Source organism: Arthrobacter cupressi, from assembly GCF_900099975.1.
Classification (GTDB): Bacteria; Actinomycetota; Actinomycetes; order Actinomycetales; family Micrococcaceae; genus Arthrobacter; species Arthrobacter cupressi.
The window spans coordinates 140,544-156,087 of the sequence record NZ_FNEI01000003.1 but is presented as its reverse complement, the minus strand read 5'-3'; the positions used below and the strand labels follow the sequence as shown (position 1 = coordinate 156,087).

Annotated in this window: 12 protein-coding genes and 1 riboswitch; of the genes, 6 read left to right on the top strand and 6 right to left on the bottom strand. The window is 67.2% G+C overall.

The features are described from left to right. From BLP88_RS04920 to BLP88_RS04905, 4 genes are all read right to left on the bottom strand, one after another. On the bottom strand, positions 1–1,079 hold a 1,079-nt coding region (locus BLP88_RS04920), incomplete at its 3' end, for a YncE family protein (RefSeq protein WP_175453494.1). Between the two features lie 54 nt (positions 1,080–1,133). Further along, a complete protein-coding gene (locus tag BLP88_RS04915; protein ID WP_074587403.1) occupies positions 1,134–2,078 on the bottom strand; it encodes a GGDEF domain-containing response regulator in 945 nt (314 codons plus the stop codon). Then, entirely contained in the window at positions 2,075–5,455 is a 3,381-nt protein-coding gene (locus BLP88_RS04910) for a hybrid sensor histidine kinase/response regulator (RefSeq protein WP_175453493.1), read from the bottom strand. Before BLP88_RS04910 ends, BLP88_RS04915 begins: the two co-directional genes overlap by 4 nt. Next, on the bottom strand, positions 5,452–7,443 hold the full coding sequence (locus BLP88_RS04905) for a glycosyltransferase family 2 protein (protein WP_074587400.1): 1,992 nt from the start codon (positions 7,441–7,443) through the stop codon (positions 5,452–5,454). Before BLP88_RS04905 ends, BLP88_RS04910 begins: the two co-directional genes overlap by 4 nt. A 308-nt stretch (positions 7,444–7,751) precedes the next feature. After that, a riboswitch (SAM riboswitch) is annotated at positions 7,752–7,866 on the top strand. A gap of 10 nt (positions 7,867–7,876) precedes the next feature. Here BLP88_RS04905 and BLP88_RS04900 point away from each other — a divergent pair. Genes BLP88_RS04900 through BLP88_RS04890 form a run of 3 tightly spaced genes read left to right on the top strand, consistent with a single transcriptional unit; the run spans position 7,877 to position 9,759 of the window. Beyond that, positions 7,877–8,143 (top strand): DUF1737 domain-containing protein, encoded by a 267-nt coding sequence (locus BLP88_RS04900; RefSeq protein WP_074587398.1) that lies wholly within the window; start codon positions 7,877–7,879, stop codon positions 8,141–8,143. Next, positions 8,140–8,550, top strand: a complete 411-nt coding sequence (locus tag BLP88_RS04895) for a rhodanese-like domain-containing protein (protein ID WP_074587396.1) — start codon at positions 8,140–8,142, stop codon at positions 8,548–8,550. Before BLP88_RS04900 ends, BLP88_RS04895 begins: the two co-directional genes overlap by 4 nt. Next, a complete protein-coding gene (locus tag BLP88_RS04890; RefSeq protein WP_074587394.1) occupies positions 8,551–9,759 on the top strand; it encodes an O-succinylhomoserine sulfhydrylase in 1,209 nt (402 codons plus the stop codon). It abuts the gene before it with no gap. A 9-nt stretch (positions 9,760–9,768) separates the two neighbouring features. Here BLP88_RS04890 and BLP88_RS04885 read toward each other — a convergent pair whose 3' ends face one another. After that, entirely contained in the window at positions 9,769–11,028 is a 1,260-nt protein-coding gene (locus tag BLP88_RS04885) for a glutamate--cysteine ligase 2 (protein WP_074587392.1), read from the bottom strand. A 379-nt stretch (positions 11,029–11,407) separates the two neighbouring features. Between BLP88_RS04885 and BLP88_RS04880 the strand changes: the two genes are divergently transcribed. After that, entirely contained in the window at positions 11,408–12,289 is an 882-nt protein-coding gene (locus tag BLP88_RS04880) for an endonuclease domain-containing protein (RefSeq protein ID WP_074587390.1), read from the top strand. An 80-nt stretch (positions 12,290–12,369) separates the two neighbouring features. Here BLP88_RS04880 and BLP88_RS04875 read toward each other — a convergent pair whose 3' ends face one another. Further along, positions 12,370–13,893 carry a UDP-N-acetylglucosamine 1-carboxyvinyltransferase gene (locus BLP88_RS04875; RefSeq protein WP_074587388.1) on the bottom strand — a complete coding sequence of 508 codons (1,524 nt, stop codon included), beginning with the start codon at positions 13,891–13,893 and terminating at the stop codon, positions 12,370–12,372. A gap of 207 nt (positions 13,894–14,100) precedes the next feature. Here BLP88_RS04875 and BLP88_RS18920 point away from each other — a divergent pair, with 207 nt between their 5' ends. Further along, entirely contained in the window at positions 14,101–15,045 is a 945-nt protein-coding gene (locus tag BLP88_RS18920) for a WXG100 family type VII secretion target (protein ID WP_074587386.1), read from the top strand. After that, positions 15,042–15,488 (top strand): hypothetical protein, encoded by a 447-nt coding sequence (locus BLP88_RS04865; protein WP_074587385.1) that lies wholly within the window; start codon positions 15,042–15,044, stop codon positions 15,486–15,488. The genes BLP88_RS18920 and BLP88_RS04865 overlap by 4 nt, the downstream gene beginning before the upstream one ends. Positions 15,489–15,544: the final 56 nt, after the last annotated feature.

The window sequence follows — 15,544 nt, the reverse complement described above, 5'->3', positions numbered from 1 at the left end:
GCAAGCCACCCACCACGGCCATTCCCCGGATACAACCACAACGACCCCGACGAATCCCGCGCCAAGAGGTCTGCGCTGCCGTCACCGTTGAAGTCCTTGGCGCTGTCATCGCCACCCACGGAGGCGCCGCCGGCAGGTTCCTTGAGCATTGAAACCGTGTCGCTGCCGGCGTTGGCGACGTAGGCGGCATGCGTCGCGGGGTTGACGGTGACTCCGATGGGTTGGTACCCCACGGAAACCACTCCGGAGACTGTTGTCCCGCTAATTACGGACACCTGGTTGGCATAGAAGTGGGTGACGTAGATGGTCTGGGTTGTCGGATCGACCGCGAGCTGGTGGGGATTCCGTTCCCCGAACGGGTTTGTGCTGCTTACCTCGGCCCCGTTGATGACGTTCAATTTCAGTGCGGTTGGGTTGACGGCGTAGACGAAGTGGGTGGCGGAATCAACGGCCACACCGGTCACGCCTTCCTGGAGGCCGACCACCCTGGTCACGGCGTTGCCGTTGATGACGGAGAGCGTGCCGTCGTAGAGATTGGTGACGTAGGCCGTGTGGGTCCCGGGATCGACGGCCACGCCGTAGGGCCCGCGGCCGACGGGAACGGTGGTTGTCACCGTATCCCCGTTGATCACGGACACGGAGTTTCCCTGGGAGTTGGTCACGTAGACGGTGTGTGTCCCGGGGTCCACGGCGACCGCGTACGGTGCCTTGCCGACCGGGATGGTGGCGGTCACCGTGGTGCCCTGGATGACGGACACCGAGTTGCTCCAGTAGTTGGCAACGTAGACCTTGTGCGTGCCTGGGTCGACGGCCAGGCCCTCCGGGAGATTTCCGACGGCGATGGTGCTCTTCACCCCGGTCGCGCTCACCGCCGAGACAGTGTCTTCGCCCGCGTTGGTGACGTACAGCGTGCCGCTGGCGGGATCCACGGCGACGAATTCGGGGCCTATCCCCACCGGGATCGTGTCCGCCTCAACGGGCGTCGCGTTCGCGGCAGGAGTGTCCGGTGGAACAACCATGAGGGCCGCCACGAGGGCAAGCGCTCCGACGACCCCGGCAAAAGACCCACGACGCACCACGTTGTTCCCTTCACACCGCATACTGCCAGCCGGCGGAGTTGCCGCTGTGCCGTTCTACTTTCCGCTGTGCACCGCCAGGCCGGCCGTGTGTGGACGCGACACCATCACCCGGTTCCGCCCCGAAGCCTTGGCCCCGTACAGGGCGAGATCGGCTTCGTGCAGGAGCGTGTCGACGCTGACCCGGTGGCTGTTCGTGCAGGCCGCTATCCCGCCGCTCAGGGTGAGGACGCCCGGCGGATTTCCGGTGTGGGCGATGCCCAGCCCGCGCACTGCCTCAAAGGCACGGGTCATGAAGGCCCGGGCTCCGGAGGGCGACTGCCGGGGCAGCACGATCAGGAACTCCTCGCCGCCGAAGCGGTACACGCCGTCGCTCTGCCTCACCTGCGCCGCCAGCGTGTCGGCCACGGCCTGCAGCGCGGCATCCCCGGCCTGGTGGCCGTACAGGTCGTTGTACCGCTTGAAGTAGTCCACGTCGCACAGGACCACGCTGAATTGCTCGCCGGCGTGCTCCGCGGTTTCCCGGAGCTGTTCGAGGTCTTCGGCGAGGGTGAGCCGGTTGCGGAGTTTGGTCAGTGGATCCGTGCGCGCCTGCTCGGCCAGGGCCGCCCGGTAGCGGGCAAGATCGGCGTGCAGCGAGGTGACGCGCTCGGCCACCAGCAGCCGGGTGTGCAGCGTGAACGGGTCCAGGGGCTTGGTCATGTAATCGTCCGCGCCCGCATTCATGCCGGCCACCACGGCGTCCTGCGATCCGTGCGAGGTGACCAGCACCAGGTAGGTGTACGAATCCGTCTCCGCGGCGCGGATGGCACGGCAGAGGGCAAGCCCGTCCATCCCGGGCATCTCCAGATCACTCACCACCACCTGCGGGCGGTAGCGCTGGTACAGCTCCCAGGCGATGGCGCCGTCGGCCGCGGGAATGCATTCGTGGCCGGATTGCTCGACGGCGGCCTGCGCCACCAGCCGGGAGCCAAAGTCGTCGTCGGCAACCAGGACCCTCATGGCGCCGCGAACAAGGCTTCGTCCAGGGCCTCGGCCACGAGCGTCAGCTCCGCCTCCAGAAGCTCAATGGTTTCCAGGCCGGCGCCGGAGGATCCGGATCCCAGGCGTTCCAACTGGAGGCACAGCCCCGCGGCGCGGGTGGCGCCGATGTTGGCCGCCGCGCCCTTCAGCTTGTGCGCCGCCCGGCCAAGTGCCTCCCCGCCGTCGGCCGCGGCCGCCTTGATCTCCTCGAGGGACGGCAGAATCTCGCCCTTGAACGCCTGGGCCGCGGCGGGCAGGAGTCCGCGGCCATCGGCCGGACCGAGCGAGCGCAGGGTGGCCAGCCGTTCCGGATCAAGAACCGGCCCGGCGAGGTCCGGAAGGAAGAGCGCACCGGCGGCGACCGGAACGGCCTCCGGCCCGGAACCGGCTGCCCTAGGAGCGGGCGGCCGGCCGTCCTGCGCTTTGCGGGTGATCCACTGGGCCAGCACGGACCGCAGCTTCCCTTCATCCACCGGCTTGGAAAGGTAGTCGTCCATGCCGGCGGCGAGGCACCGTTCCCGGTCCTCGTCCATGGCTCCGGCCGTCATGGCAATGATCGGAAGCCTGGGCCCGTCGGTGGCCCTCGCCCGGATGATGCGGGTGGCTTCGAAGCCGTCCAGCACCGGCATGTGGCAGTCCATCAGGACGGCGTCGTACTGCTTCGAGGAGGTGGCGGCAACGGCTTCGGCGCCGTCGGACACCACTTCCACCCCGTAGCCGAGCTTCGCGACCATGCTCCGGGCCACGAGCTTGTTGATCTCGTTGTCCTCGACCACCAGCACCAGGCCTTCGCCGCCCCTGTCTTCTCCAGGCTCCGCGGCCGGCGCGGCGGCCGGCGCCGGCACCCTCGGGCCGGCAATGAGGCGGATGAGCCGGTCGTAGAACTCCGAGCTGCGAACGGGCTTGGTGAGCCATTCCCTGATCCCTGCCGCCTGCAGTTCCTGCCGGTCGACCTGCGTGGTGGAGGTGAGCAGGATGAGCTTCATGGCCTTCAGCTCCTCGTCGCCACTCAGCAGCCGGGCCAGCTCCACGCCGTCCATCTCCGGCATGCACATGTCGAGCACGGCGATGTCGTACGGACGGCCCGCCGCGGCTTCCTCGCGGGCCCGCTTCAGCGCATGGCGGCCACCCCCGACGGCGTCGGTTTGCATCTTCCAGCCGGCCAGTTGCGCCTCCAGGATCATCCGGTTGCTCGCGTTGTCGTCGACCACCAGTACGCGCAGCCCTTCGGTCTGGGCGTAGGGAGGCTGGACCGGCAGTGCCTCCGGATCGGCCACCGGCAAAGGAACCGCAATCCAGAACGTGCTGCCGCTGCCGGGAGCGCTTTCGAGACCGATCTTCCCGCCCATGGCTTCGGTGAGCCTGCGGCAGATCGCCAGGCCAAGGCCGGTGCCCCCGTACTTGCGCGTGGTGGATGCATCGGCCTGCAGGAACGGCTCGAACAGGCGCTCACGGTCTTCGGGATCGACGCCGATTCCGGTGTCCCGGACTTCAAAGCGGACCGTGGCTCGGTCAGGGCCCTGTTCCACGACGCCGACCCTGATGGCGACCTCTCCGGCTTCGGTGAACTTCACGGCGTTCGAGGCAAGATTCAGGAGGACCTGCCGGATGCGCCCGGCGTCGCCAAGCAGCGAGACCGGCACCTCCGGACGGCAGTAGGCCATGAGCTCCAGGTCCTTTTCCCGGGCGCCTTCGGCGAGCAGGCCGGCCACCTCTTCCACCAGGAGCCGGGGGTCGAACGGTTCCGGGTCGAGTTCCACCTTTCCGGCCTCGAGCTTGGAAAAGTCCAGGATGTCGTTGATCAGCGACAGCAGCGCGTCCGCCGCGACCCGCACGCCGTTGGCGTACTGGCGCTGCCGTTCGTCAAGCTCGGTGTCGAGCAGCACTCCTGTCAGTCCGATGACGCCGTTCATCGGAGTCCGGATCTCATGGCTCATCGTTGCCAGGAACTCCGACTTCAGGCGGCTGGACTCTTCCGCGGCTTCCCGCGCGGCGACCAGTTCGGCCTCGTTCCGCAGGCGTTCGGTGATGTCCCGGGCGATGGTGGCCACCCCGTGGATCCCGTCGGAACCGCTGATGGGGGAAACGGTCAGGGACACCGGAACCAGCAGGCCGTCGCTGCGTACCCGCTCGGTTTCATAGGTGTGCGTTGTCCCGGTGGCCGCGACATCGGCGAGGAAGGCATTTTCCTGCGCCCGGAGCCGCTGCGGGACGATGAAGTCCGCGTGCTGGCCCACCGCTTCGGCGGCGTGGTAGCCGTAGAGTCGCTCCGCCGCGGGGTTCCAGCTCGTGATGACGCCGTCGGGCGTCTTGCCCACAATCGCGTCAGCGGAGGAGTTCACAATGGCGCCCAAACCCTCAAGCTCCGCGGTGCGCGCGGCGACCTTGGCTTCGAGGTACCTGGTCAGGGTGACGTTCTGGTAGATGATGAAGAACTGCCGGGCCACCACCAGGACGAAAACAGACAGACCGGTAAACAGCAGGACGGGGTCCGCCTGGTCCCTGAGCCTGGTCGGCGCCACCACCACGGCGCCCACCGCGGGCACGTACGGCAGCATTTCGAGGGCCAGCGAGTTCCACAGCGGTTCCTTACGCCCGCTTGCCCAATGTGGAATCAACGGGGAAAGCCCGATCAGGAGGAAGGCACCCATCCAACCGGCCGCAAGCGGTGTCCCGGTGGAACCGGTGAGACCCTCAGCGGACAACCTCACGTAGGCGCTGTCGGTGACCGCCAACGCCACTACCCCGAGCCCGAGGCACGACCACCGCACGCGCTCCCGGCGGGCGCGGCGCATGGTGAGCACGAACACCAGGGAGGCCAGAGCGACGTCGACAATCGGGTATCCCATCAGCGTCAGCCAGGCGACCGGGTCCTGTCCTTCGGTCTTGTAAATCGGTCCCAGGACGGTCACCCAGCTGATGAAAAGCGTGGAGCTGGCGATGACCGCCGCGTCCAGCACGGTGCGCACCGGCGGAGCCGTGGACGTCGCGGGACGGGGAAAGGCGAAGAGCCCGATGGCCGCGGGCACGGCGTACAACAGGAAAAGCGCGTCGGCGGGCGACGGGAAAGGATAGGCATGGTCCAGCGCCAGGCCGTATCCGGTCCACAATGCCATTCCGGCAGACCAGACCAAGGCAGCCGCTGCCATGAGCCACCATGCCTTGGCGTTCTCCGGTTCCCGGCGGGCAGCCAAGGCACAGCTCGCCGCGGCGGCGAGGGCGCAGCACAGGATCACGACATCGCCAAGGGTCTGGGACGCCGAAGTCGCCGGGTTCCACCAGAACAACACCGTCAGGCCCGACACCACGACGGCGGAAATCAACGTCCACCACAGCCAGGGCCTGCGGGCTCTCATGGCGCACCGCGCAGCGCGGCGACGGGGACGCCGTCGGGAAGTCCGGGAACGGCGCCGGGCGGGGTGTGGAACAGCCACAACGCAATCGCGTTGTAGATGGCCCATTCGCCCCGGAGGTCACGGAGGGAAACCGTCCGTCCGCCGTCCGGCGTCGACCATGTCCGCACGATGTGCAGGGTCAGGGGCGCGGCGCCCGGCAAGGTAAGCCGGACCGGGCCGGACTCCGGCAGCTCGCCGGACAGGATGCGAACGGCCGCCCCGCCCATCGAGATATCGACCAGTTCGCCGCGGCACCCTGCCAGCGTCACCGGAACCTGGACGCTGAACCTGTAGGCGTCCCGTCTCGAGGTCGAATACTCGCTCGCCCGGATGCGCAGTGCACCCAGCAGCAGGACCATGCCGGCGACCGCGAGCCAGAGCCCGGAGGCAACGGTCGACCCCGGACCGGACGCCCACGGAACCCAGCCCCAGATACCGGCCGCCGCGTAGAGCAGCGCCAGGATGACCACAGCGATCATCACGTAGATCATGAGGGGCACATGCCCGCGGAGGCGTTCGTTGGACGCGCCCTTCGGGGTGACCTGGAATTCGAGGGTCCTGCGGGTAATCAGCCACCAGGAGCACGCCAGGCCGATCGGGATCCGGAAGATCCGCAGCGCGAAGGCGGTCGGCCAATGGATCTGGTGGCGCAGGAGCCTCTTGGTCCCCCACAGTCGGATCACGAACATGGCGACGAACGCAACGGTGAATTCGACCGGTCCAGCCGTGGTGGTCTGCGCCCCGGAGAAGAGGATGAACAAGGGCACGAAGAACGCCAGCAGGGTGGCCAGTCCCTCCAGCCACCACAGGGTTCCGTTGAGGTACTCGTGGAAGTTGCGCCAGGACAACCAGCTCTTGGCCTTCCAGAGCCTCTCGTAGGCCAGGATCTGCATGGCGCCCATGCCCCAGCGGCGGCGCTGCAGGAGGTATTGTTCCGCGGTGGCGGGAGCCAGGCCGACGGCGAGGGTCTGGTGATGGTAGACGGTTTTCCAGCCGCGGCGGATGAGCTTGAGGGTGGTGTGGAGATCCTCGGTGATGGTCTCCGTGGCCACGCCGCCGACTTCGCGGAGCGCCTTCACCCGGAGCAGCGACGTCGAGCCGCACCAGAAGGGGCCGGCTCCGGCGACGTTGCGGGCCGGCATCAGCACGTTGAAGAAGAGTCCCTGTTCCCCGGCGATGCCGTCGTCGTCGAAGGCGCCGGAGTTGTAGAAGGCCTGCGGCCCCTGGACGAGGGCGATCTCCTCGTCGTTGAACCATCCGAGCGTGGCGGTGAGGAAGTTGGGAAGCGGGACATGGTCGCAGTCCAGGACGGCGATGATGTCGATGGCTTCCCGCCCGGCCGCCTCTTCCCGGGCCATCAGCTCCAGGGCGTGGTTCATGTTGCCGGCTTTGGCATGCTCGTGGATCGGCCGGCGGACATACCTGGCCCCGAAGGAGCGGCACATTTCGGCCACCCAGGGGCGGTCGCCGTCATCAAGTACCCAGGTCTCGTGCGCGGGCTGCAGCGCGCAGGCCGCGGCAACCGTGGGAGAGAGCACCTCCACGGGCTCGTTGTAGGTGGGGATGAGGACCGCGGTCCGCAGCCCGGCACCCTTCTTCGGCGGCTCTGGTGCTGCGCTGTCGATGTTCCAGATGGTGATCGTCTTCAGGACGATCCCGAAGAGGGGCAGGGCTTCGAAGGCCACCAGCACCCAGGCAACGACGACGTTCGCTCCGCCCGTCGGCAGGGTGAAAATGATGCGCCAGGCCAAGTAGAGCACCAGCGCGGCAATCGCGCTGACACCGCCGAGGTGTGCCATGCGGCGGGAGCGCGGCGCCTCCGCCGCCGGCTTGCCGAGCTGCGCGGCCCAGGCCGCTATGCCGGCCTTGGTGTAGGCGGAAGTTTCCCGTGGTGTATCGCGACCTGTCGGGCGTTCGGTACCCGCGCGCAGGTTTTCGATAGCGTGCATGCGATCCCCCAGCTGGATTCGGCATTGCAGACCTGATCTGAAAATTATGACATTGCGCCAGCAAAGGGTACAGGGTCCGCGGGCAGCCCGTCCGGGGGTTAGTGACGGCGTCCCCGGCTCCCGGCCCACGGCGCCCTGCCGCCGCCGGAATCCGCGCCGGAAAGGGAATTTCCCGTGAACTGAAGACGACGCCGGCCGCTGCCCCGGACGGCTTGTATACCTAGCTTGAAGCGAACATTCCGCCCGGTTACGGAACATGACAGCGGCCGGACTGCGGGCCGTCGTCGCCGGTGTTATTTTTCTTAGTGAGTAATGAGCACCAGCGTGAAGCCCTGACTTGCTGGTCGGCAACCCTCTCTTCCGGCGGGGTGCCTCAGGTGACTACTCGGCGTATCGACACTTTTCGAACTGCAAGCGTGACTGAGGAGCACCAATGCCTGAACCAAGTGAAGACCAACTTTCCTACCGCCTCATTACCGGCCCGGATACCCGCGAGTTCTGCGAACGGATTTCCACCGCCCTCGCCGAAGGCTACGTGCTGCACGGCGGCCCGGCGGCGACCTTCAACGGCACCAACGTGATCGTGGCGCAGGCCGTGATCCTGCCTGCCGCGGTCGCGAGCGCGGACGCGGCAGTGGCCACCGCCGTCGACCAGCTCGAAGGCTACGACGACGAGGAAGCATACGAGGGGCACGCATGAGCTACGCCGGAGACCTGAGCCCCCAGGACGCCTGGGCGAAGCTCGAACAGGGCGCCATCCTGGTGGACGTGCGCACCGAAGCCGAATGGGCACACATCGGCATCCCGGACACCAAGGCCACGGAGAACGATCCGCTGTTCATCCAGTGGAACTTCGCCGGCGGAATCCCCAACGGCAACTTCGTCGAGGAACTCAAGCAGCAGGCCCCGGAGGACAACGCCGTCGAGCTCGTCTTCATCTGCCGCTCCGGCCAGCGCTCCATCTCGGCCGCCGTCGCCGCAACGCAGGCCGGCTTCACCGCGTACAACGTCCTGGAGGGCTTCGAAGGGGAGCCCGACCGTTACGGCGAACGCACCGTGAACGGCTGGAAGAACCGCGGTCTGCCTACGAACCTGGGGAACATCTAAGTGACTTTCAATCCCGACGCCGCCACCTGGAGCCCCGACACCCAGGCCGTCCGCGGTGGTCTTGACCGCACCAACTTCCAGGAAACATCCGAGGCCGTCTTCCTGAACTCCGGCTTCGTCTACGAGTCCGCGGCCGCCGCCGAACGCGCCTTCACCGGCGAGGACGAGCGCTTTGTCTACTCCCGCTACGGCAACCCCTCCGTGGCCACCTTCCAGGAACGCCTCCGCCTGCTCGAAGGCACCGAAGCGTGCTTCGCGACGGCGTCGGGCATGTCCGCCGTGTTCACCGCGCTCGGCGCCCTGCTGGCCGCCGGCGACCGCGTGGTTGCCGCCCGCTCGCTGTTCGGCTCCTGCTTCGTGATCCTCAACGAGATCCTGCCGCGCTGGGGCGTGGAGACGGTGTTCGTGGACGGACCGGACCTGGAGCAGTGGCGTGCCGCGCTCTCCGAGCCCACCACCGCCGTCTTCTTCGAATCGCCGTCGAACCCCATGCAGGAGATCGTGGATATCGCCGCGGTCAGCGAGCTGGCGCACGCGGCCGGCGCGACCGTCGTCGTCGACAACGTCTTCGCCACACCCCTGCTGCAGCGCTGCGGCGAACTCGGCGCGGACGTGATCGTCTACTCCGGCACCAAGCACATCGACGGCCAGGGCCGTGTGCTGGGCGGGGCGATCCTGGGCACCAAGGAATTCATCGACGGCCCGGTCAAACAGCTCATGCGGCACACGGGGCCCTCGCTCTCGGCGTTCAACGCCTGGGTGCTGACCAAGGGCCTGGAAACCATCGGGCTGCGCGTGAATCACTCCTCGTCCTCTGCCTTGAAGATCGCGGAGTGGCTCGAGGAGCAGCCTGCCATTAACTGGGTCAAGTACCCGCTGCTGAAATCGCATCCGCAGTACGAGCTCGCCGCGAAGCAGATGAAGGCCGGCGGCACCGTGCTGACCTTCGAGCTCCTGCCCTCCGGCGGGCGTTCGGCGAAGGACGCCGCGTTTGCGCTGCTGGACGGCCTCTCCGTGATTGACATTTCGAACAACCTGGGCGACTCCAAGTCCCTCATCACCCACCCGGCCACCACCACGCACCGCGCCATGGGACCGGAGGGCCGTGCGGCCATCGGCCTGAGCGACGGCGTGGTGCGGCTTTCCGTGGGCCTTGAGGACGTAGACGACCTCATCCGCGACCTGGAACAGGCACTCAAGCAGGTCTAGGTATCGGGCTTAGATATCGGCGCCGCGCCAGTCCTGCCGCACCCAGGTGAGCACCGGCATGGACTTGGTGTCGGACGGTGGTGCCGCTTCCGGCATCGTCTCCCGGACAGCATGGCGCACGACGGCGGCCAGCGCGGCAGGGTCCGGCTGGCCGCCGTCGTTTCCGCTGTATTCATGCGCGATCCCGCGCTGTTCGGTGGCACCGTTCCCGCGCTGCAGGATCTCGGCCACACCGGTTTGCGCGAGTTCAAGCTCGCCCTGCTCGGCAAGCACCGGTTCAAGGTACTCCACCAGGGACCAGACGACGTCCGCCGCCGGTGCGGGCCGGAACGTTGTGAAGTCCAGGAGATCGTTGCGCAGCGCAAAGTTGCTGGCCTGCCAGGACGCCAGGCGCAGCAGGGCCGTGGGCACTGACGACGGTTCGATACCCGCCGCGGACTCCCGGACCGCCGTCTCAACGAGGGCCCGCACCAGCACCGCGATCAGCGCGGCATCCTCGGAACGCAGGCAGACGTCAGCCACCCGGACTTCCACCGTGGGGTTGTTCCGCGACAGCCTGGCATCGAAGTAGATCATGCCTTCGTCCAGGAGGACCCCGGTCTCAATCAGGCGGCGCACCACCCGGCGGTAACTCGCCAAGGAACCGAACACCGCGGACGGGCCCGAGGACGGCCAGCGGTTCCAGGCCTGGGTGCGGTAGCTCTCGAAGCCGGTGGCCAGGCCCCGCCAGTACGGGGAGTTGGCGCTGATTGCGGTGAGCACTGCCACCTTGTCCCGGATGCGGTCCAGCACCAGCACGCCTTCCTCCGGGGATGCAATGGATGTGTGCACATGGAAGCCGCACGTCAGTTGCTCGTGGGCGGTGATGCCGAAGCGCTCCAGCATCATGGCATAGCGGGGGTCCGGGGTGGTGTGCGTGGCCGAATCGACCGGCGAGGTAGCCAGCGCGGCGATCCGGGCGCCGTGGCTGCGGGCGGCGTCGCTGGCCATGGTCCGGCCGCGGCGGATCTGGCGGAGGAGCTCGGCATGGCTGCGGCAGGGGCGGGTCTGGGTTTCGATCTGCTCGAGCTTGAGTTCGTGGCTGAGGCCGGTGCGGGGCCCAAGGACTGCCGACGCGTCGTCTGCATCAGTGTCCTCGGCATCGTCCGCATCCGCGGTTCCGGTGCCGGCCGCACCGATCCCGGCGAGGAGGGCATCGGCAAGGGCAAGCGGCTCGCCGCTCGCTGGATCGACGATCAGCAGTTCCTCTTCGACACCGAATGTGCGCACAGAACAATTGTGCGCTACGGCGCGGTAGGCGGGAACAGCAGGGTTTGCGCGGCGAGCCGCGGGGCCTGGGCGGCGGCGCGCCTGCGGCCTCGGGCGGCGGGGGCGCGCCTGCGGCCTCGGGCGGCGGGGCGCGCCTGCGGCCTCGGGCGGCGGGGCGCGCCTGCGGCCGGGGGCGGCGGGGCGCGCCTGCGGCCGGGGGCGGCGGGGCGCGCCTGCGGCACATTCTGCTGGATAACCCCGGCCGTGGGTGAGGCCAGGCCCCTGGATCCGGGCGTGGCCGCAGCGCGACCAAGGGTGATCCAGCAGAATCTCAACGGTTTCGTCCACATACGGCATTTTCCGGGTCCGGTCGGCAGTCAACCCATGGCTAGCTGGAGCCATGGATGCCTTCGAATACCTGGTTTCGCTCGGTGGAGTTGCCCGGGTCGGCCTGCTTCGTGCCAACGGACACTCCCCTGCAGCCATCCGCAAACTGGCTGCGGCAGGAGCCAGCCAACCAAGAAAAGGGGTTTGGGCGCTTCCGACAGCCGACCCCGAATATCTCAAAGCTGTCCTCACCAATGGCCAAATCACCTGTGCGAGTGCTGCCCTGCGCTACGGGCTGTGGATCAAGGACAAACCTGCGCGCCTCCATTTGGCCACACGTCATTGCCGCGGCAAGGGGTTCATCCGGCACGGCTACACGCGCTTCCCGCCACCGGAAGCCGTGCCCCTTGCAGCCGTCGAGGACACCGTTATCCACGCCCTCACATGCCTGCCCGAGGTGGACGCGATCGCCGTGGCGCAGTCAGCGATGCGAAACTTCGGCGTCCCGCGGAGACTCTTGGAGAGCGAGTTGTCCGCCGACTACTACGGAAGCGCCCGAAGACGCCTCGCCAAGGCCGACGGCATCTCCGAATCGGTGCCGGAGATCAGCGCACGCCTGTTGTTCGAATCGGCGGGCCTGGAGTTCCGGCGCCAGGTCGAAATCGAGGGCGTTGGCCGGGTGGACTTCCTGATCGACGGATGGCTCATTGTGGAGGTCAATGGCTATGCGTTCCACAGTTCCCGTGAGGACTGGCGGAAAGATATGGCCCGACTGAACGCAGCACAGGTCCTCGGTTACGGAACGCTGAGCTACGCCCCGGAGCAGATATGGAACACCCCGGGCCGCGTTGTGGCGGAAATTTGCAGGATGCTGCAGCGTGGCCGAGGCATGGACCAGGTCCGCGGACACATTCTGCTGGATCACACCCAGACCCGGCGGCGCATGGTCGCATGACTCCGGGGCGAAGACGAGGTAGTCCCTGGTGATCCAGCAGAATGTGCAGCACCCAACCCACCGCAGCGGGGTGCGCCCGACTAGTCCTGGAAATACTCGATCTTGGCGCCAATGGTGTTCAGCCGCTCGGCGAGGTCTTCGTAACCGCGCTCGATGACATAGATGTTGCGCAGTTCGGAAGTGCCGCGGGCGGCGAGCATGGCCAGCAGCAGGCAGGCCGCGGGGCGGAGGGCCGGCGGGCAGCCAATCTCGGCGGCGCGCCACTTAGTGGGGCCGTTGACGTAGATCCGGTGCGGGTCCAGCAACTGCACCTGGGCGCCGAGCCGGTTGAGCTCGGTCAGGTAGATTGCCCGGTTCTCGTAGACCCAGTCGTGGATCATCGTCTGGCCCTCGGCGTTGCCCGCGATCACCGCGAAGAAGGGCAGATTGTCGATGTTCAGGCCCGGGAACGGCATCGGGTGGATCTTGTCTTCGGGTGCCCGCAGCGTGGACGGCTTGGTGGTCACGTCAACCAGGCGGGTGCGGCCGTTGCGCGCAAAATATTCTCCGGAGACGTCCAGCTGCTGGCCCATCTGCTCCAGCGTGGCCAGTTCGATTTCCATGAACTCGATCGGCACCCGGCGGATGGTCACCTCGGAGTTGGTCACGATCCCGGCGGTGATGAGGCTCATCGCCTCGATGGGGTCTTCGGAGGGGAAGTATTCGATGTCCACGTCGATCCCCGGCCGGCCGGTGATCCGCAGGGTGGTGGTGCCGACGCCCTCGATCTCCACGCCCAGGCCCTGCAGGTAGAAGCAGAGGTCCTGGACCATGTAGTTGGGGCTGGCGTTGCGGATCACGGTGGTACCGCGGCGGTGCGCGGCGGCCATGATGGCGTTCTCGGTGACGGTGTCGCCGCGTTCGGTGAGGACGAAAGAGCGGTCGCGGTCGTCCTCGGGCGGTGCCTGGACCACGTAGAAGCCGGAGGTCGCCTCCACCGAGAGGCCGAACTGGCGCAACGCCTGCATGTGCGGTTCCACGGTGCGGGTACCCAGGTCGCAGCCGCCGGCGTAGGGCAGCTTGTATTCGGACGCCTCGTCCAGCAGCGGGCCAAGCAACATGATGACGCTGCGGGTGCGGCGGGCGGCGTCCACGTCCATGGATGCGAGGTCCAGTGCCTCGGGACGGCGGATCCGCAGATCGTTGCCGTTCAGCCAGGTGCATTCCACACCAATGGACGTCAGGACCTCGACGATCCGGTTAACTTCCTCGATTCGCGCGAGGCGGCGCAGCGTGGTGGTGCCGCGGTTGATGAGGCTGGCGCACAGGAGCGCGACGCCGGCGTTCTTGCTGCTGTTGACGTCGACGGCTCCGGCCAGGGTGCGTCCGCCCTCCACCCTCAGGTGGGTCATCTGCGGCTTGCCCACCTTGACGATGCTGCGGCCGAAGATCGCCTCGAGCCGTTCGATCATCTTCAGGCTGAGGTTCTGCTTGCCCTGTTCCATGCGGGCAACGGCGCTCTGGCTGGTGCCCAGCTCGGCTGCGAGCTGGCCTTGGGTCCACCCTTTTTCCGCGCGGGCGTCGCGGAGCAGGAGGCCAACATTTTCTGCGGTCGGCTGAGTCATACCCAGAAAATATCACAGATGATCTATCTCAGCGCGCATCCCACCAATACTGGCGGGTACTGCGTGTCGATAGTCACCTAGTGCGATATGCGACGACGGCGAACGCCCGCTTTGCGCCCCACCCTACCGCCGGGACGGGGAACTTCTCCCCATTGCCGCGCCGACCGGGCCACCACGAGGATGGGAGCAACGATACGGGGGAACACCATGGCCTTCTATGGCGCAGACATCGAACAGCTTAAGCACCTGTCCAAATCCCTTGCCGGCGGATCGGAGAAGCTCTCGGGCAACGCACGCGAGATCGACGCCCTGATCTCCAAGGGCTCGTTCTGGCACGGACAGGATGCCAAGCAGTTCTCCGCGGACTGGCACAGCCGCTTCCGTCCGCTGCTCGAGAAGGCCTCCCAGGGCCTGGCTGACGCATCGAAGTCGGCCCTGAGAAACGCCGATGAACAGGAAAAGGGTTCCGGAGCCTCCGGCGGCGGCATCGGCACGGCGGCAGCAGTCGGCGCCGCCGGTCCCGGGCTGCAGGGCCCCGGCGGTGGGCCAACACCCGAGGAAATCCTGGAAAAGTACCAGGTCAGCGATGCCGAAACCACGGAATGGCCCGGCGACTGGGATCCTCTACGGTTGGTGGTGGATCAGAGGACCGTCACCGAAAAGGAGGCCGAGTTGCTCAACGGCCTCGGCCCCATCGAGCTGAACGACTTCAAGGGGATCCACGACGACGCATTCAGCGAAGCCGACTCCCGTTTCCCGAGCTCGGACCGGAACGATGACCACAACGACGCCTTCCGGCACGCCTACTGGAATGCCCTGATGACCAGGGAATTCGGGGTGGACTGGGCCGAGGACTACGCCACCGCCCACGAGCAGCTCCCCGGCAACCCCGGACCGCGGGAGGCCATGGATCTGTACAACAACGAGGTGGGGCGCAACATCGCCGCCGCACACCCGGATGCCAGCCCGGAGGAACTGGCCGACCTGGTAGAGGAAGCGGTCCGCAACGGCGATACCGTCGTCGTCGGCGGGGACCTGCTGCCGCATCCTTCGAACGAAATCCGCCCGGAGCAAACCGGCGACGCCGGGAACGCGCCACCGGCGGACGGCCACGATCCGGAGTTCAACGACGAGTCGAGGACCACTTCATGACCATCCGCCCCGCCATGACCCGCCGGCTGGCCCTGCTCATGCTCGGAACCGCTTTGGCCTGCGCCCTGGGCGCCTGCTCACCAGGAGGAACCATGCCCGAATCCAACGACAAGCTGGACAGGAGCGTGCTCGACGCCGCCAGGAACGGCACCGAACTGCGCCTCTCTGATGCCACCGACTTCGAGTGGGACCAGGCCGGCTTCATCACCGAAGGCACCCCGGCCACCGAAATCGAGTCCGCCTTCGGCGAAGCGATCACCCGGGAAAAGCGCTACACCGCCTCCCCCGCGCTCTTCGTCTTCCTGAAGGACGGCAAAGTCGCCAAAGCCATCCGGATCACGCCGGACGCCTTCTCGGGAAGCGACGCGAAGAAGAAATACGGCCGGGATGTTGCGCTGGTGCCGGTCGAGGGCCGCAGCGGGTACCTCGCCTGGCGCGAGTAGCACGGAGCCTTCAGTCTGCCCCAAAACTTCACGAACCGGCCCGGTTTGGAAAAGGC

Excerpts from the sequence above, each read along its gene's own strand:
- BLP88_RS04905 (WP_074587400.1), bottom strand. The coding sequence starts at position 7,443 with ATGCACGCTATCGAAAACCTGCGCGCGGGTACCGAACGCCCGACAGGT.
- BLP88_RS04915 (WP_074587403.1), bottom strand. The coding sequence starts at position 2,078 with ATGAGGGTCCTGGTTGCCGACGACGACTTTGGCTCCCGGCTGGTGGCG.
- BLP88_RS04875 (WP_074587388.1), bottom strand. The coding sequence starts at position 13,893 with ATGACTCAGCCGACCGCAGAAAATGTTGGCCTCCTGCTCCGCGACGCC.
- BLP88_RS04880 (WP_074587390.1), top strand. The coding sequence starts at position 11,408 with ATGGATGCCTTCGAATACCTGGTTTCGCTCGGTGGAGTTGCCCGGGTC.
- BLP88_RS04900 (WP_074587398.1), top strand. The coding sequence starts at position 7,877 with ATGCCTGAACCAAGTGAAGACCAACTTTCCTACCGCCTCATTACCGGC.
- BLP88_RS18920 (WP_074587386.1), top strand. The coding sequence starts at position 14,101 with ATGGCCTTCTATGGCGCAGACATCGAACAGCTTAAGCACCTGTCCAAA.
- BLP88_RS04895 (WP_074587396.1), top strand. The coding sequence starts at position 8,140 with ATGAGCTACGCCGGAGACCTGAGCCCCCAGGACGCCTGGGCGAAGCTC.
- BLP88_RS04910 (WP_175453493.1), bottom strand. The coding sequence starts at position 5,455 with ATGAGAGCCCGCAGGCCCTGGCTGTGGTGGACGTTGATTTCCGCCGTC.
- BLP88_RS04865 (WP_074587385.1), top strand. The coding sequence starts at position 15,042 with ATGACCATCCGCCCCGCCATGACCCGCCGGCTGGCCCTGCTCATGCTC.